Source organism: Saccharibacillus sp. CPCC 101409, assembly GCF_030518235.1.
In the GTDB taxonomy this organism is placed as follows: domain Bacteria; phylum Bacillota; class Bacilli; order Paenibacillales; family Paenibacillaceae; genus Saccharibacillus.
The window spans coordinates 289254-311746 of the sequence record NZ_JAULSA010000005.1; the positions used below are offsets into that span (position 1 = coordinate 289254).

Annotated in this window: 25 protein-coding genes and 1 tRNA gene; 4 read left to right on the top strand and 22 right to left on the bottom strand. The window is 58.5% G+C overall.

From position 1 onward, the window contains the following. Window positions 1-93: 93 nt before the first annotated feature. Genes QWJ34_RS13900 through QWJ34_RS13915 form a run of 4 tightly spaced genes read right to left on the bottom strand, consistent with a single transcriptional unit; the run spans window position 94 to window position 2196 of the window. On the bottom strand, window positions 94-573 hold the full coding sequence (locus QWJ34_RS13900) for an SRPBCC family protein (RefSeq protein ID WP_302728658.1): 480 nt from the start codon (window positions 571-573) through the stop codon (window positions 94-96). 12 nt (window positions 574-585) lie between these two features. Next, window positions 586-1194 carry a short chain dehydrogenase gene (locus tag QWJ34_RS13905; RefSeq protein WP_302728660.1) on the bottom strand — a complete coding sequence of 203 codons (609 nt, stop codon included), beginning with the start codon at window positions 1192-1194 and terminating at the stop codon, window positions 586-588. Window positions 1195-1234: 40 nt separating this feature from the next. Then, entirely contained in the window at window positions 1235-1486 is a 252-nt protein-coding gene (locus tag QWJ34_RS13910) for a hypothetical protein (RefSeq protein ID WP_302728662.1), read from the bottom strand. Between the two features lie 17 nt (window positions 1487-1503). Beyond that, window positions 1504-2196 carry a DUF2625 family protein gene (locus QWJ34_RS13915; RefSeq protein WP_302728664.1) on the bottom strand — a complete coding sequence of 231 codons (693 nt, stop codon included), beginning with the start codon at window positions 2194-2196 and terminating at the stop codon, window positions 1504-1506. 191 nt (window positions 2197-2387) lie between these two features. On the opposite strand from QWJ34_RS13915, the gene QWJ34_RS13920 reads away from it, so the two are divergent. Further along, complete coding sequence (locus QWJ34_RS13920) at window positions 2388-2654, top strand: excalibur calcium-binding domain-containing protein (protein WP_302728666.1); 267 nt, start codon at window positions 2388-2390, stop codon at window positions 2652-2654. A gap of 120 nt (window positions 2655-2774) precedes the next feature. On the opposite strand, the gene QWJ34_RS13925 is transcribed toward QWJ34_RS13920, so the two are convergent. From QWJ34_RS13925 to QWJ34_RS13950, 6 genes are all read right to left on the bottom strand, one after another. Next, window positions 2775-3599, bottom strand: coding sequence for a DUF5984 family protein (locus QWJ34_RS13925; RefSeq protein ID WP_302728668.1), 825 nt, complete (start codon window positions 3597-3599; stop codon window positions 2775-2777). A gap of 53 nt (window positions 3600-3652) precedes the next feature. Continuing rightward, window positions 3653-4114, bottom strand: coding sequence for a GNAT family N-acetyltransferase (locus QWJ34_RS13930; protein WP_302728670.1), 462 nt, complete (start codon window positions 4112-4114; stop codon window positions 3653-3655). Window positions 4115-4157: 43 nt separating this feature from the next. After that, window positions 4158-4952 carry a phosphotransferase family protein gene (locus QWJ34_RS13935; RefSeq protein ID WP_302728672.1) on the bottom strand — a complete coding sequence of 265 codons (795 nt, stop codon included), beginning with the start codon at window positions 4950-4952 and terminating at the stop codon, window positions 4158-4160. Window positions 4953-4986: 34 nt separating this feature from the next. Beyond that, window positions 4987-5238 carry a DUF2164 domain-containing protein gene (locus tag QWJ34_RS13940; RefSeq protein WP_302728674.1) on the bottom strand — a complete coding sequence of 84 codons (252 nt, stop codon included), beginning with the start codon at window positions 5236-5238 and terminating at the stop codon, window positions 4987-4989. A 50-nt stretch (window positions 5239-5288) separates the two neighbouring features. Next, the gene (locus QWJ34_RS13945) at window positions 5289-5681 is read right to left on the bottom strand and encodes a GNAT family N-acetyltransferase (RefSeq protein ID WP_302728676.1); all 393 of its coding nucleotides are present in this window, start codon (window positions 5679-5681) and stop codon (window positions 5289-5291) included. A gap of 187 nt (window positions 5682-5868) precedes the next feature. Beyond that, on the bottom strand, window positions 5869-6558 hold the full coding sequence (locus QWJ34_RS13950; RefSeq protein WP_302728678.1) for a hypothetical protein: 690 nt from the start codon (window positions 6556-6558) through the stop codon (window positions 5869-5871). Between the two features lie 491 nt (window positions 6559-7049). Here QWJ34_RS13950 and QWJ34_RS13955 point away from each other — a divergent pair, with 491 nt between their 5' ends. Both QWJ34_RS13955 and QWJ34_RS13960 read left to right on the top strand, forming a co-directional pair. After that, on the top strand, window positions 7050-7907 hold the full coding sequence (locus QWJ34_RS13955; RefSeq protein WP_302728680.1) for a BglG family transcription antiterminator: 858 nt from the start codon (window positions 7050-7052) through the stop codon (window positions 7905-7907). Between the two features lie 36 nt (window positions 7908-7943). After that, window positions 7944-9410 carry a PTS transporter subunit EIIC gene (locus tag QWJ34_RS13960; RefSeq protein WP_302728681.1) on the top strand — a complete coding sequence of 489 codons (1467 nt, stop codon included), beginning with the start codon at window positions 7944-7946 and terminating at the stop codon, window positions 9408-9410. Between the two features lie 216 nt (window positions 9411-9626). Here QWJ34_RS13960 and QWJ34_RS13965 read toward each other — a convergent pair whose 3' ends face one another. From QWJ34_RS13965 to QWJ34_RS13990, 6 genes are all read right to left on the bottom strand, one after another. Continuing rightward, window positions 9627-10073: a hypothetical protein gene (locus QWJ34_RS13965; protein WP_302728682.1), complete on the bottom strand. Its 447-nt coding sequence runs from the start codon at window positions 10071-10073 to the stop codon at window positions 9627-9629. A 209-nt stretch (window positions 10074-10282) separates the two neighbouring features. Beyond that, window positions 10283-10795 (bottom strand): peptide-methionine (S)-S-oxide reductase MsrA, encoded by a 513-nt coding sequence (gene msrA, locus QWJ34_RS13970; protein WP_302728812.1) that lies wholly within the window; start codon window positions 10793-10795, stop codon window positions 10283-10285. Window positions 10796-10906: 111 nt separating this feature from the next. Then, entirely contained in the window at window positions 10907-11920 is a 1014-nt protein-coding gene (locus tag QWJ34_RS13975; protein WP_302728684.1) for an asparaginase, read from the bottom strand. Between the two features lie 57 nt (window positions 11921-11977). Next, window positions 11978-13384: a dipeptidase PepV gene (gene pepV, locus QWJ34_RS13980; RefSeq protein WP_302728686.1), complete on the bottom strand. Its 1407-nt coding sequence runs from the start codon at window positions 13382-13384 to the stop codon at window positions 11978-11980. Between the two features lie 61 nt (window positions 13385-13445). After that, window positions 13446-16055, bottom strand: a complete 2610-nt coding sequence (locus QWJ34_RS13985) for a PAS domain S-box protein (protein ID WP_302728688.1) — start codon at window positions 16053-16055, stop codon at window positions 13446-13448. 194 nt (window positions 16056-16249) lie between these two features. Further along, window positions 16250-16333: transfer RNA gene (locus QWJ34_RS13990), tRNA-Leu, on the bottom strand. A gap of 164 nt (window positions 16334-16497) precedes the next feature. On the opposite strand from QWJ34_RS13990, the gene QWJ34_RS13995 reads away from it, so the two are divergent. Further along, window positions 16498-16989, top strand: a complete 492-nt coding sequence (locus QWJ34_RS13995; protein WP_302728690.1) for a YhjD family protein — start codon at window positions 16498-16500, stop codon at window positions 16987-16989. Between the two features lie 155 nt (window positions 16990-17144). Here the strand turns inward: QWJ34_RS13995 and QWJ34_RS14000 are convergent, their stop codons facing one another. The 6 genes from QWJ34_RS14000 to QWJ34_RS14025 form a co-directional block, all read right to left on the bottom strand. Continuing rightward, a complete protein-coding gene (locus tag QWJ34_RS14000) occupies window positions 17145-17378 on the bottom strand; it encodes a hypothetical protein (protein WP_302728692.1) in 234 nt (77 codons plus the stop codon). A gap of 97 nt (window positions 17379-17475) precedes the next feature. Next, window positions 17476-17805 (bottom strand): hypothetical protein, encoded by a 330-nt coding sequence (locus QWJ34_RS14005; protein ID WP_302728694.1) that lies wholly within the window; start codon window positions 17803-17805, stop codon window positions 17476-17478. Between the two features lie 109 nt (window positions 17806-17914). Further along, window positions 17915-18487 carry a xanthine phosphoribosyltransferase gene (locus QWJ34_RS14010; protein ID WP_302728696.1) on the bottom strand — a complete coding sequence of 191 codons (573 nt, stop codon included), beginning with the start codon at window positions 18485-18487 and terminating at the stop codon, window positions 17915-17917. 130 nt (window positions 18488-18617) lie between these two features. Continuing rightward, on the bottom strand, window positions 18618-19760 hold the full coding sequence (locus tag QWJ34_RS14015; RefSeq protein ID WP_302728697.1) for a glycosyltransferase family 4 protein: 1143 nt from the start codon (window positions 19758-19760) through the stop codon (window positions 18618-18620). Between the two features lie 256 nt (window positions 19761-20016). Further along, a complete protein-coding gene (locus QWJ34_RS14020) occupies window positions 20017-20775 on the bottom strand; it encodes a pseudouridine synthase (RefSeq protein WP_302728699.1) in 759 nt (252 codons plus the stop codon). Further along, complete coding sequence (locus tag QWJ34_RS14025) at window positions 20772-22442, bottom strand: RsmB/NOP family class I SAM-dependent RNA methyltransferase (protein WP_302728814.1); 1671 nt, start codon at window positions 22440-22442, stop codon at window positions 20772-20774. Before QWJ34_RS14025 ends, QWJ34_RS14020 begins: the two co-directional genes overlap by 4 nt. Window positions 22443-22493: the final 51 nt, after the last annotated feature.

The window sequence follows — 22493 nt, forward strand, 5'->3', positions numbered from 1 at the left end:
AATCATACCCCGAAACGGACATTCTGTGACAGCCTTTTTTTGACTTTTCGCCGCGCGATTCTCTGCTCCTGCGTCGCGCGGGCGCGCCGAAGTTCAGCGATGTCCGCCTGCCGCGTACAGAGCTTCGACCGCCTTTTTCAATTCGCGCTGCCGGTAAAGGATAAAAGCCCGCATATACCGCTTGAGCACGAGCCGATCGAACAATCGCCCGAGCGGCCCCAGCGGAGAAGCGAAGACCAGAATGTCCCGCACCAGCGTACCGCCCGGCTTTTCCTCGAATTCGTACCGATGGGTCATATGGCGAAAAGCGCCGCGGCGCATCGTATCGACAAAAAAGTACGGATACTCCATCTGTTCGACGACGGAAAGAAGCCGCTGCCGCACGCCGAAATGCACCGCTTCGAACAGGACCCTGTCTCCCAGCTCCATCTTCCCTTCTGTTATGCCGCCGGGCAGCGCCCGTTCGCGGGTATGCGGCCAGACCGTCCGAGGATGCAGCCCGATATCGCGCGCCGCGTCGAAGCAAACGCCGATCGGGGCGTGGATCAGGATCTCTTCATGGATTTCGCTCAATGCCGATGCTCCTTACTCGTAGATCTTGTACACTTTGCCCGTTTCGATACCGAGCACGCTGCGTACAAAATAGTTTGCGACCCGCTCGGCCGGCACGGGGTTGAAGCCTTTGAAATAATCCGCGTACTTCTCGGCCGATTCGCTCAGCAGGCCGGCGCTCACCGAGTTCAGGCGGATGCCCCGGGGCAGTTCGAACGCGGCGGCGCCCACAAACGCGTCGATCGCCCCGTTGACCATGGAACTGGACGCTCCGCGCGCGATCGGGTGTTCTTTCAGAATACCGCTGACCAGCGTAAAGCTGCCGTTGTCGTTGAGTTTATGCTGGCCGAGCAGCACCGTGTTTACCTGGCCGAGCAGTTTGTTGTTGACGCTTTTGAGATTGTTCTCCGGCGTCAGGTCGGGCACCGCGTCGTAATGCGTCGAGCCCGCCGCGATCACGACGTGATCCAGATCCTTCACCTGTTCAAAAAGCGCGGAAATGCTGGCCGTATCCGTCATATCCACCTGCACGTCTCCGCTTGCGCGGCCCGCCGTCACAACGTCCAGACCGTGCTGTTTGAGCCTGGCCGTAACCGCGCTGCCCAATGTTCCCGTTCCGCCGATTACCAGTGCTTTTGCCATTTTATGATTCCCCGCTTTCCTTTGTTAATGAATAAAGCCGTTACGAGCGGACGATCCCGTCCCGAAATCGAATCTTCTTCGCTTGGTCGATTACATTCCGCAGGCGCCCGGCTTTGGCCGCCGCTTCCTTATTTCCCGGAGACAGGCGCAGCCGCAGTTTATAAAAAGAATACCCGATATACGCCAATACGATCTTCAGACTGCGGTCGGTGTCCGGATCGTACTCGTTCCAGAAACGAAAAGAAAAAGGCTTCTTGTTTTTTCCGCCCGGTTTACTGTTGTTGTCGGTCATAATCGTCGTCCTCCTTGTTATTGTCCGCCGCCGGATTCCAATCGAAGCTGGCTGCGCATATCCTGCTGCATATCCCAAAGTTCGGTCGCAGGCACCGGATTTTTATCGGCTTTCTCCACGTCGCGGCCTTCTTCGGACCATAGAAAAGGGTAGATCAGCAGCGCCCGGTCGCCTTCCAGCGCTTCAGCGGTTTGTTCCCAGCCGTTCCAGCGGAACGTCGAGTAATACTGCTCCAGATCGCCGCCGAGCGCCCAGTCCAGAAAATCGGTATAGCTTTTCTCCGTATCTTCCCATTCCAGCGTATCCGGAGCAAAATAATACACGCCCGGCGAATGATCGTTGAACGCCCCGTTGTTGACCGCGAAAAATCCGCCGGCGATATCGTAAGCGACGATCACACAACCTTCCGGCTTGAACTTGAGCGGCTCCGGATTCGGTCCGAGCCCGTTCCAGGAACGGATATCGCCCGCAATTTGCGGATGGCCTGAGCCCAGAATGCGCAGCCAGCCCCGGTCGATCAGTATTCCGCCGCATTCCAGCGCCACCGCGCCGAGCGTGGTCCTTCTGCTCATTTGCAGGCCGACGAGCGTTTCTTCGGCGCGCGCCCGGTCGCGTTTCAACACGGTCACATCGTTGGACGCCGAGGCGATCGCTTCCAGCAACGGAGGCCAGGCGTCGCCGCGGGCGCGCAGTTCTTCCAGCGTTTTCATCACAGACCTCCTTCGTTTGTTCCTCGATACTTCTTCGTTCTATTGTAAAGCATGGGACGAAGCCCGCTCAACCCGCCGATTTCCCGTTTGCTATAAAACCCCACCCCGGTTTGTCCGATAAAAAGGAAGATTCCGGCAAACGGCCGGCAGGAACAATCCGCAGCTTGAGAATCCGGAGGGGGAAATCCACAATGAAAAAAAGACTGGCTTATACACTGAGCTTCGCGCTGCTGCTCGGCGCCGCGGTGCCGATCGCGCAGAGAACCGTTCACGCTCAGGCCAAAACGTATAAAAACTGCACCGAACTGAACAAAGACTACAAAGGCGGCGTCGCCAAATCGGCTTCGGTCAAAAACAAAGGCGGCAAAACCAAATACAAGCCGTTCGTCTCGGCGGAACTGTACGAAGCGAACAAGAAAAGCGATCGCGACAAAGACTTTATCGCCTGCGAGAAGTAAGCTTGCATCGACGATTCAAAAAAGGATTCATGTTTACCGGTACAAAAAGGGCTGCGCGGAGAAAACTCCGGCAGCCTTATTTTTATGATAATACGATCCTATTCGCTCTCGTCCAATCCCTCAGGCAAAACGCTCTTCTTTCACCAGCAGCCGCAGCGCGGCGGCGATCTTGTCCCAATCTTCGTCGACGCTTCCTTCCAGCACTCCCGGAAGCTTCAGCAGCGAACTTACGCTTTCCCGCATTTGCTGCTGCTCCATGTTCATTTGCTCCGCGTCGAAATGGACCCCGGCCGGCGGATTGGCGAACAAGCGCCGAAGCTGGAATTCCATCGCGTCCACAAAAGTTAGGCTCGACCGGTGCAGCTCCCGTACAAACTCGCCTATTTCCCAGTCCGCCGATACGATCTCGTTTTCCCACATGGGGCAGCCGTCTTCATCCCGATAGAAAGCGAATCCGTGCGCATAGATCCGATCTTCGTACCGGAACAGGAACACTTCGGGCGCTCCGATCAGATACAGAAAATCGATATGCCGGCTGAACAAAGAAGAAATCAGCGTTTCGCACAGGTCTTCCTCTTCTTCGGTGACTTCGTCTTCGACCCGAGCTTCCCTGTAGCGGCCCAGCTTCTCCCTCAGCCGCTTCAACGACTTCCCGTCCCGGATGATCTCAAACAGTTCGGGCGATACGGATTGGCACAGAAACGGCAGAGTCGCAAACGTATCGTCGTAGACGCGCATAAACTGATAATCCAAATGATGCGGATCTTCTGTGACGTAACCGTTCCAGTGCTTCCGTACATAATCCGGGTTGTAGCGCGGAAATTCGGTCTCGCCGAACCGCAGCCAGTAATAACTGTAGGATAGGGCGAAGTAGCTGAAACGAAGATCCGGCTCTTCTCCCCAGGGCTCGATGTCTTCCACCTTTTTGAGCCGAAAACCGAACATGCCGCACCTCCCGATTTTAAGCGGACGTCCGGACGATCAACGTTCAGCTTTATTTAAATTGTCAAAAAATAATGCCAGTATTCGTCGTCCTTGATATATCCCCGGCCTTCGTACAGCTTCTGCGCAGTCCGGTTATCCGGGGCGGTCGACAGCTGCAGTCCTTTGGCGCCCGTAAGCTCCGCGTGCTCCCTGGCCGCATCCAACAGCTGCCCGGCGATGCCGGCACCGCGATGCTCGGGCCGCACATAGAGATCGTTCAGGGTCCAGACCCGACGCATGGAAACGGACGAGAAAGTCGGGTAAAGCTGCGTGAATCCCGCCGCCTCGCCCGTTCGTGCATGTTCGGCCAGCAGAATCACCGATTGCAGATTCTCCAGCCGCTGCGACAGAAACTGTCGCGCGCCTTCCGGATCGGACGCCTGCCGATAGAACATCCGGTAAGCGTCGAACAGTTCCGTCAGCGCGTCCAGGTCGGGCAGCGACGCGGGCCTGACTTTCCAACCTTTTTCGCTCATATTCCGCTCCTCCGGCTTTCTTGTTCTTGTGATAAACTTCCGTTTACAGCAGAGCCAAACGTTCTTTGACCAGCTTGCGCAGCAGCGTTTTCTCCGTTTCCGGAATCGGCTCGGGCAGACGCGCCGCGGCCACCGGCAGCAGCCAGCGTTCGACTTCTTCTATAGAGAAGCCCGACAATTCCGTATACGTCCGCAGATAACTTTCCCGGAACCGGACAGCCGCGTCCTGCATCGCTTCGCGCGGTCCGCCGGCTTCCGTTCCGAACCCGATCAGCAGCAGGGTGCGCGCGGCGTCGTACAGCGGGTGGCCGCAGTTGGAGTCGATCCAGTCGATAATCCTCCACTCCCCTCCGCCCGCCGGAACGATGATATTTCCCGGATGATAGTCGCCGTGGCACAGCCGGTCTCCGTCCGGCAGGCGTTCGAGCTGTGCCAGCACGGCGGATTTCTCGTCTTCGTCCAGACCCGGCGCCTGCGGAATCCGCTGCACGAGCCGCTGCCGCTGCGAATCGTCCAGCGAACGCGCTTCGCGGCTGTGCAGCCGCACCTGCATCCCGGCGAACTCCGCCGCCGCGTCATCGACCGACTCCGGCTCGCGGTGAAGCTTCGCCAGCAGCGTTTCCCCTTCGATCCGCTCCAGCAGCATGCCCCGGCGCCCTTCGGCTTCGATCAGTCCGATCGTACGGGCGGAAGGAATGCCCTGCCGGTTCGCCCACTGCGTTTTCCGGTATTCCGATCTTATACCCGGTTCCGAGAACCATTCCCGAAATAATTTAAGCACATGTCCGGAGTCCTGTATAAAGACCTCCGCCGTTCCCCCGGTTCCGATTAGTTCCATCTGTTCTTCTCCCGCTTTCCGCCGCGAATCCGGCTTATCTTCGTTCCAGAGGACGCTCCAGCGCGTACAACTCGTCTTCGATCTGGGCGATCTTTTCGTTTACGGCCGCTTTCGCGTCGCGCACCGCTTGATTGTACACATACGGTCCCAGTCGTTGAAGCATATGGTCGAGCAGCTGCTCCGCGGCGATTTCCCCGATTTCTTCCGAACGCTCTTCGTAAAAAAACGCTTGCAGATCTTCGATCAGTTCCAGCTTTTGCTCCCTGGGCAGTTTGATCGGAATCATAGATGCATCCTCCTCGTATTCGGCCGGCCCGGCTTGGGACCTTCGCCTCGTTACTTGCTCCGGTGCATCACGACCTGGCCGGTCGGCTTGAATCCGCTGCCTTCGTAATAAGCCGACAATTTGCCCGAACAAAACAGGCTGACGACTTCGATCTGGTTCAGCTCCCGCATCATCCTGTCCATCAGCTGCCTTCCGATTCCTCGTCCCCGATGCGTGCCGAGCACCACCACATCTTCCACGTAAGCACGGTAAACGCCGTCCGAGACGGCCCGGCAGAAGCCCACCAGCTGTTTGTCTTCCCAGGCGCCCAGCACGACTCCGTGCCCCAGCAGCTTGCGCACGCCGTCTTTGCTGCGCGCAGGCCACCAATCGACGTCCTGATACAGCCGGATGACTTGAAGCGGGGGAATCGGTTTTTCCGTGTGCAGCTTGATGACAACCATGTCCGAAGCCTCCTTGTCGGTCTTGAAGTCCATACGGTTTCTTTAGACTATGCCCGAAATCCCTGCGAAAGTCGAGTCTATTCGTCTTTTTCGCTCTATCCGATTTCTTCGTTAAATATACAAAACAGCCCGGCCGCACTTCCATGCGTTCCGGGCATAAGTCCGCTGCAGCTCTCAGGCGGGCAGGTTAGGGTTCGATCGGCTTGACCATGCTCGGGTCGGCGATCAGGGACAGCGCGCGGTCGTCCAGACAGCCGTACCAGACGTCGGAATAATAATCCATAATGAGCAGATCGTTTCCGCACAGATAGAAGGAATGCGAAGGCTCTTTGAATACATAGTAACCGTCCAGCCAGATCGGGTGCAGTGTATCGCGGAACACCGCCGGATCGAGACTGCCTTCCAGTTTGCCAAAATGCAGGCTGCCGAACACAAGCTCCTGCAAACAAAATGTGGTCATAAAATGGCTCAGGGACGGACAAACGATCTCCGGTTCCTCCAGGCGGTCGTCCCACAGCCGGGCCGCGTCGCTGTAGACCGGAGAATCTTCGCGGTTCGCGTCGACCTGGCAGCTCCAGCTTCCCTGGTTCTCAAGCAAAAAAGTAATCCGGTCCGCTTCGCGCCGAAGTTCTCCCGCGCCCATCCAGATATCCTGCGCTTCGAACAGCCTCGGTCTCATGGCCGGCGGGTACGGGCTGTTTTCGTAAGCCGGGTTCGGCCAGTTGCCGGCAAAGCGGTACAATTCTTGCAGCGCGGCGGGCAGATCGGCGGGAATCTCGCGGGGCTTCAGCCCGTATTCGGGTTTGGCGGGCCCCGCCCATTTGCAAATAAAAGCTTTCAGCCGCTCGATGGTTTGTTCGTTGTCCGGAATCAGCATATAAATTCCCCTTTGTATGTAAAATGAGCTGAATGTGCGTTCGAAGGCTTTTTCTGCGGGAAAAGCGGCTGCGCCGCTTCCTTGAGCATGCGGCGCCCTGTGTATGTAGCTTTATTTTAACCGGAGTCCGGGCAATAAAGAAGTTCGCTCTTTCCTATTTCTGGTGAAAATCCGCGGCTGCCCGCATGCGAAGTTAGTCCCATTCCCGTGCACAGCGCTTCTCATCCCTCCGCCCGTACGGTACAGATCGGTCCGTTTTATTTGGTTACGCTATCATTTTCGCGTTTTCTGGCATATTTTTTCATAAATAGTGATTGACGACCCGGCCGATTCCTTTTATGATAAGGGCATACAACGAATTTTACATATTCTATGTCGATTCGATCATACAAACCGGCGTGTTACCGCAAGGGCATGAGCCAAGAATACCGTCCGTACAGGGGGGATTCTTGGCTTTTTTGCATTCCCGTACCCGGAAAGGAGAGAACCGCATGCCCAGGGAAAATGAAAATTTCGAAGTGGAGCGGGTGATCGGCAGCAATGTCGTCATGGCCCGCGGAGAACGGAGCGGCGAGGAATTCGTCATTATCGGCAAAGGCATCGGCTTTACGATCAAGAACGGCGGAATCGTGGAAGCGGAAGATCCGCGGATCGAGAAACGGTTCCGGCTCGAAGATCGCGAAGAATGGGGCCGCTACCGGATGCTGCTGGAAAATATCGATCCCGAAGTGATCCGGATCTCGAACGAAATCGTCGGCAGCATCGAAGAGCGTTTCGGCATCAAGCCCGACGACAAGATCTATCTGGCGCTGCCGAGCCATATCCAGTTTACGGTCTACCGGCTGCGCAACGGCATGGACATCGTCAATCCGCTGCTGGAAGCCACCCGGCTCAGCTTTCCGAAGGAATTCGAACTCGCCGCGCGGGCAGCCGAACGGATCGGTCGGGAATTCGGCCTTGAAGTCCCGGAAGATGAAATCGGTTTCTTGACTTATCACGTCTATTCCGCGCTCAGCAGCGTGCCGGTCGGCCAGGTCGTCCGGACTTCGAATATCGTCGGGGACCTGCTGGAAACGATCCGGCGCGAAAATTTGCTGGACCTTCCTCCGGGCGGCATGAATATGGTGCGTCTGACGATTCACCTGCGCTGTCTGCTGGAGCGGCTGCTACGGGAAGAAAAAACGTCCAATCCGCTGCTGCCCTGGATCGAGAAAGAATGCGGCGACGCTTTCCGCCTCGCCCAGCGGCTCGCTTCCCGAATCCGCAGATCGCTGGACGTGGACGTCCCGCGCGAAGAAACCGGTTTTCTGGCGCTGCATCTGCACCGCATGATGTACGCCTCCAAATAAGGCTTCAACCATTTTACATACAAAGGATGATGACAAATGCTAGCTTTTCTGCAAAGGCTGGGACGATCGCTGATGCTGCCGGTCGCTACGCTGCCGGCGGCGGCTATCCTGCAAAGTTTAGGTCTGCTCGATTATGAGAAAGACATTCCTCTGGGCCATGTCGTCGGCGGGTTCCTGAACCAGTACGTCGCTCCGTTCCTGAATGTCGGCGCCGGGACGATCTTCGGCAATCTGCCGCTCATTTTCGCGATCGGCGTAGCCATAGGCTTTGCCGGGGACGCGGTAGCAGCGCTGTCGGCGCTGATCGCTTACCAGATTCTCGTCGGCATTCTCGGCGCGGTGCCGGGTCAGATGCCGTTTATCGGCGACGACGTCGTGTTGAACATGGGCGTGCTCGGCGGGATCTTCGCCGGCGGCTGGTCCGCGTTCCTCTACAAACGCTATCATAATATCAAGATGCCGGAATGGCTCGGCTTCTTCTCGGGCAAACGGTTCGTGCCGATCATCACGGCTGTTTCCACCATCGTTCTCGCCGTCTTTATCGGCATGATCTGGAGCCCGATCCAGGATGTCATCAGCGACTTCGGCAACTGGGTCGTCAGCCTCGGCGGACTGGGCGCGTTCCTGTTCGGCACCGCCAACCGCCTGCTGATCCCGATCGGCCTGCATCACGTGCTCAACTCGATCGCCTGGTTCCAGATCGGCGATTTCACCAATGCGGCGGGCGAAGTGGTCCACGGCGACCTGACGCGCTTCTTCGCCGGCGACCCGACCGCCGGAATGTTTATGAGCGGCTTCTTCCCGATCATGATGTTCGCCCTGCCGGGCGCGGCGCTGGCTTTTATCCACACGGCCAAGCCCGAGAACCGCAAAACGGTCGCTTCCATCTTTATCGGTTCGGCTGTCGCTTCGTTCCTGACCGGTATCACCGAGCCGCTCGAATTCTCGTTTATGTTCGTGGCGCCGGTGCTGTACGGGGTGCACGCCATTCTGACCGGACTGTCGGGACTGATCATGTACATTCTCGACGTCCATCTGGGCTTCGGCTTCTCGGCCGGCCTGATCGACTATCTGGTCAATATGAAGCTGTCGCACAACGCCTGGATGCTGATTCCGGTCGGCCTGGTATTCTTCGTGGTCTACTATCTGCTGTTCCGCTTCATCATCGTCAAGTTTAACCTCAAAACGCCGGGACGCGAAGACGACTTCGAAGAAGGCGTGACGGAAGTGTTCGGCGAAGCGGCCAACACCGCCGCCGGCCCGATCACGTCTTCCCGCGCTTCGCAGATTCTGGAGAATATCGGCGGCCCGTCCAATATCATGGACATCGACGCCTGCGTGACCCGCCTGCGGCTGGTTGTGGCCGACGACAAAGCGGTCAACGACGCGGCGCTGAGAAAGCTCGGCGCTTCGGGTGTCATGCGTCTCGGCCAGGGCGCGGTACAGGTGGTGTTCGGCACCCAGTCCGAGCAGATCAAGAGCGATATCGAGAAGCTGCTGTAACGCAAAGCTTCCGCAAAACGGCGAGATCTCTGCCCCGTGCAGGATAGCCGCGCAGAAAAGAGGATAGGTCGGCGGCCCAATGTCATTAATTTAACGTTTAATGACGAAAATCGAAAAGGAGCCGGTTATCGAGAAGATAACCGGCTCCTTTTTGCATCGTTCTTCCAAGCAAGAAAGAGATTTGAACATTTTAGAGCGGGCGGATAGTCTACTTATTTAAAATAGATCACTTTCCTTCCAATGTTCTCTCTTATAATTTTCGAATTCTTCACGATCAACAGGAACGTGTCCGTAATCTTTACTTCTAAGAAATTCTTGCACTCTTCTCAATCTGATCAACACTTCTTCGTTAGAACATCTTATGGATCTATCTTCTCCCATTTCGAAATCTACTAGAACCTGAGAGAAACGCACCATTTCCTCCAAATTCCCACCTGAACAATATTCGAAAAGATAAACGCTATACTGAAGCGCTTTCAATTCTTCCGGGGTAATAGTTGGATTACGAATACATTCAAGCATTCTAACGTCATACATAATTTTCATCATTTCAAAGCCACCGTATTTTTTTAAAACTTTGAGGCCGTCTTTAATAAAGCGGGCGACTTCAGGAGAAGTCGTTTTTCGCAAATAGGTTTCGGCTTCCTCTTCAGAAATATCCAATGGCCCTATTCTTCTTTATTATGGAATACTATTTTATATACCTTTTCAAGATACTCTTAATCAAAAAAGGCTCTTGATTCAAAAAACGAACCGGCATGGGAAAATCCCATGCCGGTTCGTTTCACATCTGGCTTGCTAATTCTGTTATTAAGCTAAGCTTAATAACATTGGCCGCCGGCCGAAAGCTCTGCAACATCGGCGGCTGCCGCTTACCAGTTGCCCCGGATAAATTCGTCCCGGCCCGACTGCTCGCGGTCTTCTTTGTAATGCTTCGGATTTTTCTTGTGGTAATCCTGGTGATAATCTTCCGCTTCGTAGAAGTCCTGCGCCGGCAGGATCTCCGTAACGATCGGCTTGTCGAAGCGGCCGCTGTCCGCCAGTTCCTGGCGGGTCGCCAGCGCCGCCTGCTGCTGCTCTTCGTTGTGGTAGAAAACAGCCGGCTTGTACTGCGATCCCCGGTCCTGGAACTGGCCTTCGCCGTCCGTCGGATCGGTCTGCGGCCAGTACAGCTCCAGCAGCCGTTCGTACGGGAACACATCCGGCTCGAACGTGATCTGCACCACTTCGTAGTGCCCCGTCGTTCCCGTCTTGACCTGTTCGTAAGTCGGATTCTCCACGCTGCCGCCCATATAGCCCGAGAGAATGCCGCGGATGCCCGGCAGCTCTTCAAACGGCGTTACCATGCACCAGAAGCATCCTCCGGCAAACGTCGCTTTGTCGATCTTGTTCTCGCCCGCGTTCTCCGCGAAGCCTTGTTCGCTCTGCGTCATGCCCTGTCCGCTCCTCTGCTGTTCGATGATTTCGGTTCTGTGTCCGCTTCGGCGGCGCGGCGTTTATTCGCCGGCCGGCCGCAGCTCGAAATTCGGCGTGATCTCGCCGATCCGTTCCTTGCGCGCGTTCAGCACCGGCGCGTAAACGTAATCCGCCAGTTCTTCGAACTGTTCGTCCGTTCCGATGCCGAGCTGCTTGAGCACTTCCATCGCGGCGACGGACGTCGCCCGTTCGCTGCCGTCTTCCACTTTGACCACGATTCCGATTCCCCGGTCCGCCACGCCGATGCACTGCACGCCTTCCGCCCCGATCTTCGTGACCAGATTGCCGCCGAATACGCGCATGACGTCGGTATCGAACCGGTGGGCGCCCGCGACCATTTCCGGCCGATTCGTCATACCGGTGCGGATACGGTTCAGCGATTCGGCATGAACTTCGGATACATGGCCTTCCGGCTTGGCCAGGCGGGCAAAGCCCAGCGCCGCGTTATACAGCGGCAGCCGGTGCACCGGCACGCCGCAGCCGTCGACGCCGATTCCGATCCGCTCGGCCGGCAGGCCGCAGATATCGGACACGACGGACAGGATGCGCTGCTGGTGCGGATGATCGATCTCGCGGTATGTCCGCGTATCCTCGTGCAGATGCACGGCCGTCAGCAGCATGCCGGAATGTTTGCCGGAGCAGTTGCTGAATACCGGCGTAAGCTCGCGGCCTTCGCGGATCAGCTCGCGGTAGCTGGCGCTGTCGCGGGGAATATGCGTGCCGCACTGCAGGTCGTTTTCCGACAGGCCGGCGCGCGACAGCACGTCCAGCACGGTACTCCGATGAATCGGCTCGCCGCTGTGCGAAGCGCAGCTCAGCGAGATTTCGGCGTCGCCGTATCCGTAAGCGTCCGCCGCTCCGGATTCCAGCAGCGCAACCGCCTGGAACGGCTTCATCGAAGAGCGCGGGAAGGTCAGCCGGTCCGGATCGCCCACGCTGTACAGAAGGCGGCCGGCGGTGTCCACGACCGCGACGTGAATTTCATGGTTGCTTTCGATATACTCTCCCCGGGAAACTTGTACATCCTGCGGCATCGGTTGATCTCTTCTTTCCGTATATAATTATGATGAGTAGGGATCGGGTCCCGGTACTTATTTGGCCAGTTCGTAAATCGCGCGCGCGTAAATGGCGGTCGCTTTCAGCAGATCGTCGATCTCGATATATTCGTCGGCCTGGTGCGCGGTCATTTCTTTGCCGGGGAAGCAGGCGCCGAACGCCACGCCCTTGGGCATAAACCGCGCATAGGTGGCGCCGCCCGTCGTCAGCAGCGTCGGCTCGTCGCCGGTCACTTCCGCGTAGGCGGTTTGCAGCGCCGCGATCACCGGCTCGTTCCGGTCCACATGGTGCGATCCGATCTCCCGCACATCGGCGATGCGGAAGCCGAACCCGTCCACCGCTTCTTCCAGCTGTCCTTTGATCCGGCCGTAGTCGGCGGTCACGGGGCAGCGGGCCGTGAACTGGATCTCCGTGTCGCTTTCGCCCAATCCGAAACGCAGAACGCCGGGATTGACCGACAGCGCCCCGGTCACCTCGTCGCGGCAGGCGATGCCGATTCGCTCGCCTTCGAAGTCTTCGTGCAGCAGATTCAGCAGCCCGATAAACGCTTTGGCTTCGGGCTGCACCGGCGCGTCCTGCAGGAACGACGCCAGCAGCGTGCCGGCGTTGACTCCGCTTCTCGGTTCGGAGCCGTGCGCTGATACGCCCAGCAGCGTAAACATCGCCTGGCCGGCGTTGATTTCCGCTTCGCCTTCGACTCCGCGCTCGCGGCAGAAATCCCCGAACGCTTCCACAAGCGCGCGAACGTCGCCGCTCAGCACGGCATGGGCGCGTTCCGGCACCATATTGACCCGGACTCCCGCTTCGAACGATTCGAGCTTCGCCAGCGACTTGGTCGTTTCCGGCGCCTGCTTGGGCACGAGCGTCGGATTGAACTGTCCTTTTTCGGCATAGATGATCGGGAAATCCGCGTCCGGCGAAAATCCGGTCGTCGGCATGCCTTCCTTCTCGGCGTAATAACGCATGCAGCTCATGCCGCTTTCTTCGTCCGTGCCGAAGATCAGCCGCACGTTCTTGCTCAGCGGCAGACCTAGATTCATCACGATCCGAAGCCCGTACAGGGCGGCGAGCGTCGGCCCTTTATCGTCGATCGCCCCGCGCGCGTACAGCCGGCCGCCCCGGATCGCCGGCTCGAACGGAGGGCTGGTCCACGTTCCGGCAGCCGGAACGACGTCGAGATGCCCCAGCACGCCGATCGTCGACGCCGGGTCGTGATCGCCGTACTGCGCGTATCCGGCGTAACCGTCCACGTTCCCGACATCGAGTCCCGCGTTCTCCGCGAGTTCGAGCATATAGTCCAGCGCTTCGCCGATCCCGCGTCCCATCGGGTTCTTTTTCGTCATGGTCGCCGGTTCTTTGACGCTTTCGATCCGCAGCAGGCCCTGCAGGTCTTCCAGCAGGCTTTCCCGCCGTGCTTCCGCTTCTTTTTGCCAATCGATCATCGGTGTCTCGTTCCTCCTTTGGATGCAAAGCTTCGGCTGTGCGGATGTCCCGCCGTCCGGTTTACTGCGCTTGTCCTTCTGCCGGTCTGCCCGGCTCGCCCTTTATCTTACCACTATTTTCGGCCGAATGACGAATCGCTTTCTCCGCTTCCAGCAGCAGTTCCGACAGCCGCTTCACGTCGACCGGTTTGTTCATGTATTCGTCCATTCCGGCTTCCAGGCAGCGCTGGCGATCCTCCTGCATGGCGTTCGCCGTCACCGCGATAATATACGGCCGGCCATGGCCGGGCGGCTGCCGCCGCAGCGTTTGCGTCGCCGCGATTCCGTCCATGCGGGGCATCTTGACATCCATCAGAATAATATCGTAACCGGAGCCGTAAGCGGCTTTAACCGCTTCTTGGCCGTCCGCCGCCAGGTCGGCTTTGTAGCCGAGCTTGTCCAGCAGCCGCTCCATCACCATCTGATTGACTTTGTTGTCCTCGGCGACGAGAATGCGCAGCGTGCGTTTCCCCGGGCTGTCGGCAAAAGCCGACGTTTCCTCGCGCTTGGGCATCAAATCGATGGACGAACGTTCCGCCTCGATCGAGAACCGAAACAGCGAACCGGTTCCCGGTTCGGAGCGCACTTCGATGCGGCCGTTCATCAGTTCGATCAGCCGCTTGGTAATCGCCAGGCCGAGACCCGTTCCTTCGGGACGGTTGGCGATAAAGTTGTCGAGCTGGTAAAAAGGATCGAACAGCTGCTCCGCGCGCTCCTGCGGAATCCCCCGGCCGGTGTCGCGAATGCGGAACAGCAGCCGGATCCGATCGGGCGAAGCCGGCGCGTCTTCCGCGTCCACCGCGACGAAAACGCCGCCTTCATCCGTATATTTTACGGCGTTGGCGACCAGATTGATCAGGATCTGCTTCAGCTTGTGCGGATCGGCGACCACGATTTCCGGCACGCGCGGCGAAACGGACAACCCCAGCTCCAGCCCTTTCGCTTTCGTTTCCGCCAGCAGAATATCGAACGAATGGGACACGTCTTCGCGCAGGTTCATCGGCTCCGGCTGAAGTTCGGCTTTGCCGGCTTCGATCTTGGAGAAATCCAGGATATCGTTGATGATCCGCAGCAGCGAATCCCCGCTGCGCCGGATCACTTCCACGTACTGCCGCTGCTCTTCGGTCAATTCCGTCGTTTCCAGCAGCAGCTGCGTCAGCGCGATCACCCCGTTCATCGGCGTGCGGATCTCATGGCTCATCACGGCCAGGAATTCGCTTTTGGTCCGGTTCATCCGTTCCGCCGCTTCTTTCTCGATCAGCAGACGTTTGTGCTCCGTAATGTCTTTCGCCAGAATATAACAGCCCACCTGCCGGCCGCCGACGATAATCGGAGCCGTGGAAGTCAGCACTTCCGACTCCGATCCGTCCGCGCGGCGGACGCGCACCGTGTTGCTGAAATCCGTCCCGTCCGTTTCCGGACTTCGCACGATGCCGTCCAGCGTCCCCGCCGCGAGCCAGTCTTGAAAACGCCGGCCGATCATCTCCGCGATTGTCAGCCCGGTCAGCTTCTGGGCGGTGGGATTCGTATTGATGACGCGGCCTTCGGAATCGATCGAGAACACGGCGTCGTGGTTATGGCGCTTGAGCGAAGTATACCGTTCGACCGATTCCTGCAAGCGCCGTTCGGAACTGCGGAACTCGGTCACGTCGCGGCAGATTACGGCGTAGCCGGCCGGACTTTGCGCGTCGCCGAGCGGAAAAGCGGACAGCAGCAGATCGAGCGGCGCGCCGTTTCTCGCTTTGGCCGAAGCGTAGAAGCGCCGGCTTCCTTCCGCGGTCCGTACCCCGAATGCTTCCGTTTCAACGCCGTATTCGAAGCCGAGGCGTTCGAACAGCTCGTGCTGCGAACAGCCGAGCAGCTCCCGCTGCGGCCAGCCGAAGATCTCTTCGACCGCGGCGTTGGCCTGGACAAGCCGCTTCTCTTCATTAAAGAGGCAAACGGGATCGAGGTTGTTCGTAATCAGCGTTTCGAGCTGCACGGCCGTCGTTTGGCGCTCCATGCCCTCGGCCCGCCCCCGCTCTTCTTTCTCCCGCCGCCCGGCCGGCGAAGCGGCGCCGGCTTCGCGTCCGCTTTCGGCAACAGCCGAAACGGCAAATTCCAGATCGGTCATCGTGTAGTCGTGCGTCCGCATCAATCGAACCTGCCGCGAAGCCGGGATCGAACCCGCTTCGTAGGCGCAAACCGACAGCAGACGGAATTGTTCCGCGCCACGATCGATCGGCTGTTCAAAAAAAACCGGTTCCCGCCCGGCGGCCGCGTCTTCGCGCAGCGCGTGCGCCCAGATACGGACTGCGGATTTCGCGGCCGCGAAAGGTTCCAGCAGCTTCGCCCCGTGCTCCGCGGCGCGGTCGCCGCGAATACTTGAATCGTTATCGTAAAAATGCCGCGCGTCGATATAAACGACTCCGGCCCGCTGCTCCGCGTTCAACTCCCGGGCGATTTTGCCGCGAATCCGCCCTGCCCGTTCGGAGCTTTCGATCAAAATAGGGATTTCCCCTGCCCGCGCGCCCGAAATCAGGTAGGCGGCCGCGTTTTCTTCGTAAACTTCCGGATCGTCGTAGAGGTATAAAATATGTCCGCCCGAAGACATATCGATCGTCCGATTCAATTTTATTATCCGCTCGTTCATGACGCACCTCGCGACTTTGTTTTAATTTTAAGCTTATTATACGACAAATCCGACATGCGGAAGACGTCGAATTTTTGTTCGCATTTTCTTTTGTTCGATCCCGCGGCGGCGGTTGAAACACTCCGCCTTTCGGGCATAAAAAAAGCTCCCGCATTATGCCGAAGCAATCAATGGGGAACCTTCTTTGTTTGTAATGCGGTCGAGAGGACTCGAACCTCCACGGGGGTTAGCCCACACGGACCTGAACCGTGCGCGTCTGCCAATTCCGCCACGACCGCTCAACGTTTGCACCGCTTATCGCGGCGACAAGATAGATCATAGCACGAGCATCAAGCAAGCGTCAATCTTTTTCCGGAAAATTTCATTTAAAACTTGCACCCGTACATGTGTTCGGTTATAATGGGAGCATAAGAACACAAGTTCCTACAAGGTGGTGAAGAGCATGACCGCTGTACAGACGACCCGAGACGAACTTTCTCTGATCAAAAGTTATTTGATGCTGACGCATATTTTAAAAGTATTCGAGAACGACGCGAAGATGCTGAAGTCCGACGAGCCGATGCAAACTTCCCCTTTATATACCGAAATGATCCGCGGCGCTTCCCAGTGCGCGGCCGTGCTCCTCTCCGGCATCCGGCGGGAGTTCAAGAAACGCAATATCCGCATTTGCGAAGTCAACCGCGGCGAAGCCGGCGTTGATGCCGACTATCTGTGCCGCGGCCTGCACGGGACGCTGCATCTCGACCGCGAGCCGTTCGACCGCGAAGCCGATCTGCGCATGCGCGCTTACATGGGTCTGGAAGTCGCCCCGGTCGTCACCGATGGCGGTCGGCAGAGTGCTCCTCCCGCCCGAAACTACGGACAACGAGCGTCTTCCGTTCCCGTCGGCAAGACTCCGTCCGTCCGCTCGTACTCTCCGGGCGCTTACGCCTGAGAAGTTTCTTTTTCCGGCCCCCGTTTCCGCCGACATCCAACACCCGATCTTATCTCCAGACTATCGAGAAACGGCGAAACGTTCACATACCCGTATTATGCCAAAAGCCCGCTTATCCGGAATCTGCCGGATGAAGCGGGCTTTTGCTTTGCCGTTTATTCGTCCGAGGCCGGCTCCGCCAGCGGATCGATCCGCTCTTCTTTGGAAGGCTGAATGATATAATTCCGGTCCAGCTTGACTACATTGCGGTTGGGCCGGCGAATCAGCACTTGCGTATCGTCCCAGGCCACGACGATGCCGCGGACATCGTTTTCTTTCAAGCCGTCCCGAACGACCCGGACTTTCTCGCCGGACAGCCGGTAGGCGTTAAGCTGCTCATCGCTGATCATGGTTGTTCTCCTCCTATAAATAAAAGCCCGCTGCGCGAAGCGCGAACGGGCTGCAAATCTTGCATGGGATCAATTCGCCGAAAGCCTCCGCCCCGGCTTAACGCTGGGCATGTTCTTTCGAATCCGTATTTTCAAACCAGAAGTCGAGCACTTTGGCCGACATCACGCGCTGTTCGACGTATTCGACCTGCTGCGCAGTGAACTCTTCTCTCCACGGAAAAGCCAGTTCTTCGCACAGATCCGCGAGAGTCAGCAGTTCCGACCAGGCCACGTAACGTTTGTACCAGAAAAACTGCGGATGTTCAATCATATAGGGATAAAGGTCGTCAAATTCCGTATGCTTACAATCCAGGGCGCGTTCGAAATGCACTTTGGCTTCGTTGACTTTTTTGATAAAAAATTCTGCGTTTACCGTTTGATCGCTCATGTTTGTCTTCCTCCTCTCCCTACTTATAAAGTATTATACGTAACATTATCGGAGGGGTAAAGCGTGAAATGAAGCTTTTTGCGGCAAAGAATGAACAGTATCCGACAGCCTAATCCGCAAAAACGATTCCGTCCTCGCCCAGCGATTCGATCCGGACCAGAGATTCCAGCCGTATCCCCTGCTCGCGCAGCATGCGCGCGCCGGACTGGAAGCATTTCTCGACTACGATTCCCGCTCCCACCAGCGTTGCTTCCGCGGAGCCGATAATTTTGACAAGACCGCGCGCGGCGTCGCCGTTGGCGATAATGTCGTCGATCAGCAAAACCCGGTCTTCTTTTTTAATAAACCTTTTGGGCAGCATTAAATCGGTCACGATTCCTTTTGTAAAAGAAGGAATGCGCTCGAAGTAGGAATCGGGGTCGGCCAGCAGCGTTTTCTTGCGCCGCGCGAACACCATCGGCACCCCGAGTTCGTAAGCGGCGGCGAACGCCACCGGTATACCGGAAGACTCGACGGTAATCACCCGCGTAACGCCGTCTTCCGCGAACCGGGCCGCAAACTCCCGCCCCATCTGCATCGTCAGCTGCGGATCGATCTGGTGATTCAGGATCGCGTCCAGCTTGAGCACCTGCTGCGAAGCGACGACGCCTTCGCGTCTGATCCGTTCTTTCAATTCTTCCATGTTCAGTCCTCCCGATACGGCTTCGTCTTTCCTGCTTACCGTACGTTTTCGTAAAAATAGCATTTTGACGGTCTTTTTTCAAGATGACACGTCATGTCGGCGCCTGAGGGCCCGCCTGTGCGAGCATGGCTCAGCTTGTCTGCCGGCCGGAAGTGGCGTAACCCAGATACAGCCGCTTGAGTTCGGAAGCCACCCGGTTGAGCGAATACTGCGATTTGGCTTTCTCGCAGGCGGTCCGGGCCAGCTCGTAGCGGTACGACGGATCGCCGATCACCTGCTCCAGCGCATCCGCCAGCGCGTCGGGATCGTCCGGCGGTACCAGCAGGCCGTTGACGCCGTGTTCGATCTGTTCGGGCACGCCGCCGACATTGGTGCCGACGAGCGCCAGGCAGCAGAGCGCGGCTTCGGCGAATACCGAACCGAACGCTTCCGCGCGCGACGGAAGCACGAAGATATCGAAGAACGGCATAAACTCTTCCGGATGCAGCGTATAGCCGTAAAAAATCGTATCGTCGTACACGCCCAGCTCCTGGGCAAGCCGCTCCAGCTCTTCTCTTGAAGGTCCGTCTCCGATCAGATGCAGCACGTACGGACAATTGCGCTGTTTGAGCAGGGCGCAGGCGCGCAGCAGGATATCGAGTCCCTTGGCCGGCACGAGGCGGCAGACCGCCATCAGCTGCGGCACTTCGTTCTCGTGCGCGACCGGCTTGAAGCGCCGCTCGTCGTAGCCGTTCGGTATAATCCGCACCCGCTCGGGATGTTCGATATAAGCGCCCATATACCGGCGAAACGCATCGGACACCGTCATCAGCAGATCGGTCTTCGCTTCGAGTTCGCGGTAGATCGAAAGCAGGAAGCGGTGTTCAAGCCCGCCTTCTTCGATCTTGCCGTTCAGGATCAATTCCCGTTCGTAACTGGAGTGGACGGTTTGGATCACCGGCGTATCCGGAAACGCCGTCTTCATCGCCAGCGCCGCGATCGGGTGATGGGCATGGATCAGATCGTAAGGTTTTTGCAGACGCAGACGGGTCCACCATAAATAATCGCGGTACGTCTGCATGTATTTCTGCACAACCGGACTTTCTGCGTACTGCGTCCAATCGAACGTTTCGAACTCGACCGTTTCCCGGCCTTTGCCCCGAATACGCTTGGGCAGCGAGAAGACTTCCATCTCCCAGCGGGCCGAAGCGAACTTTTCCTGGAGGTGCGGAATCATCGAAGATACGCCCCCCGGCTGCTCCGGCGGAAAAAATAAAGCTTGAAGCAATCTCACAGCGTCTTCCCCCTTCCACGCGTCAAACCCTCTTTCTTTGATGATAGCCTACAAGAGCGGCAAAGGTAAAGGGCAAGCGGGGGCGAAACGCGGAAACAAAATCGTCATTTTTCAAAGCGGCGGCGAAACGTACGCCGAACATGCGGAAGCGGGCACTTGCGAACCGCTCCCGGCCTGCTTGCCCAGAGCAAAAATCCGTCCGGGATGCGCCGGACGGATCGTAAAAAGCGGACTTTCCTTTTTATTAAACGAAAGCCTATTCGCCGCGCAGCGAACGAAGCTCCGCTTCCGTCAGTTCGCGGAAACTTCCGGTGTCAAGCTCGGGGTCGAGCCGCAGCGGTCCCATGGAAATCCGCTTGAGAAACATGACTTTTTTGCCTACCGCTTCGAACATGCGCTTGACCTGATGGAACTTGCCTTCCGTAATGGTCAGCCGGATATCGGAATGCGGCAATCCTTCCCGGTCGTACCGGCGGACGATCTCAAGCTTCGCAGGCATCGTTCGGTAGCCGTCGTCCAGTTCGACGCCGCGCTTGAACGCTTCGGCGTCGCTGTCGTCCACCGCGCCGGAAACGACCGCTTCGTACGTCTTGGGCACGTGCTTGCGCGGCGACAGCAGCTCGTGCGCCAGCTTGCCGTCGTTGGTCAGCAGCAGCAGACCTTCCGTGTCTTTGTCCAGCCGTCCGACCGGAAACGGCTCGAAAGCCAGATATTCGGCGTCCAGCAGATCGATTACGGTGCGGTCGCGCCGGTCCTCGGTCGCCGAAACGACGTCCTGCGGCTTGTTCAGCAGCAGGTACACAAATTCCCGGTAGCGCACTTCCGCGCCGTCGACTTCGATTGTCACGGCCTCCGGGATCACCTGGAGACCGCTGTCTTTCACCGGTTTGCCGTCGACCTTAATTCGGCCCTGCTTGACCATCTTTTTGCTTTCGCTGCGCGTGGCGACGCCCATATGCGATAAAATTTTATCCAGCCGCAGCTTTTTGCCGCCTGCTGCGCGTTCGTTTGTCATCCGTTCCATCTCCATCCTGCCGGATATTCGTTCTTGAGCACGCCGGCGGCCCATTTGCCCCAGCCGACGGAATAACCGTCGATCGTCACCAGGACATAACCTTTGGCGTCGATTCCTTGAGTTCGCGCGATCCGCTCTTCGCCGAGCGTCAGCGTCTCGCCTTTGAGATACGAGACGGCTTCCGGCAGCGCGGACGACAGATTCAGCGCCCGCGCCGATTCGCCGGGCGACAGCGCCGCGGCCAGCGCGTTCGAAGGCACGAACCGGTCGCCGGCTTTGACCATGCCGAGCTGGAAGCCGGAGCGGCGAACTTTGAGCCCGCGCAGACGCTCCGGCTCCACCGGACAGGCGTACGCGTAGCCGCCGGAGATCAGCAGCGTGCCGCGCAGCGGCGCGGTCACATGCGCCGCCAGGAAGTCGAGGCACGCGCGGCGCACCGTGCTTTCGGACGCCTCCTCGCGGATGTAGGCGTCCTTGTTTCGTCCGCGAGCCGGGCGCGCGGACTTGTCTTCGCGGCGCAGCGATGCGGCGCCGCGGTCGTCCCGGCGGCCTTTGCGCAGCGGGCCGCCGCTCTCGCGCCCGCCCGCAGCCGGGGCGGGCGGCTCCTGCCCGGCCCCGATGATCGGGCCGGGATCGGTTCCGGCGGCGCTGCCCGGCCGCGCCGCCTTTGTCCCCGTGTGCTCCAGCACGCACACGAAGTGCCCCTCGCCTTCGGCGAGATGCGGCCAGATGCGTGCCGCCCGCGCCGTCTGCGCGAGCGCTTCGGGCCGCGAGAGCGCCGGCTCCCCGCCTTGAGCCGGTTCGCGGAGCAGCGGCGACAGCCCGCCGCCGCTTTCCAGCAGGTCGGCCGTCCATTCCGGCCGACCCGGCGCAAACAGCGGCGAGTGCGGCACCTCGCCGACGACAAAGTCGGGATGGCGCGCCAGGAACAGCGCGATCATCGCTTCGTTCTCTTCCGGCGAGAACGTGCAGGTCGAATATACGATGCGGCCGCCGGGCGCCAGCATCGAGGCGACCGTGTCGAGAATATCGCGCTGCATCACCGTGCAGACTTCGACCGAATGCTTCTCCCACTGCCGGACGGCGTCGGGGTCCTTGCGGAACATGCCTTCGCCCGAGCACGGCGCGTCGATCAGGATCTTGTCGAAATAAGCCGGGAACTTCGCGGCGATCCGCTCCGGCGTTTCGTTCAGCACGACGGCGTTGCGGACGCCGTTCATCTCGATATTTTTGGCCAGCGCTTTCGTGCGCTCCCCGCTGATGTCGTTGGTCACCAGTACGCCCCGTCCGCGCAGCTTGGCCGCGATCTGCGTCGATTTGCCGCCCGGGGCGGCGCACAGGTCGAGCACCCGGTCGCCGGGTTCCGGCCGCAGCGCTTCGGCCGGCTCCATCGCGCTCGGCTCCTGGATATAGTACAGCCCTGCGTGGTAATACGGGTGCTTGCCCGGCCGGTCGTCTTCGCCGACATAGAATCCCGTTTCGCACCACGGAATAGGCTTCAGCCCGAACGGACTGACCCGCTGGAATTCTTCAAGCCCGATCTTGAGCGTATTGATCCGGATTCCCGCATGGCGCGGGCGGTCGTAGCTGGCGACAAAATCTTCGTATTCGCTTCCGAGCCAGCGCTGCATGCGCGACTCGAACAGCGGCGGAAGCTGAATGCCCATCTGGTAATCCCCGCTTTCTTGTGTGCTGTGCCGGAGCGCAAAACGGCCCGC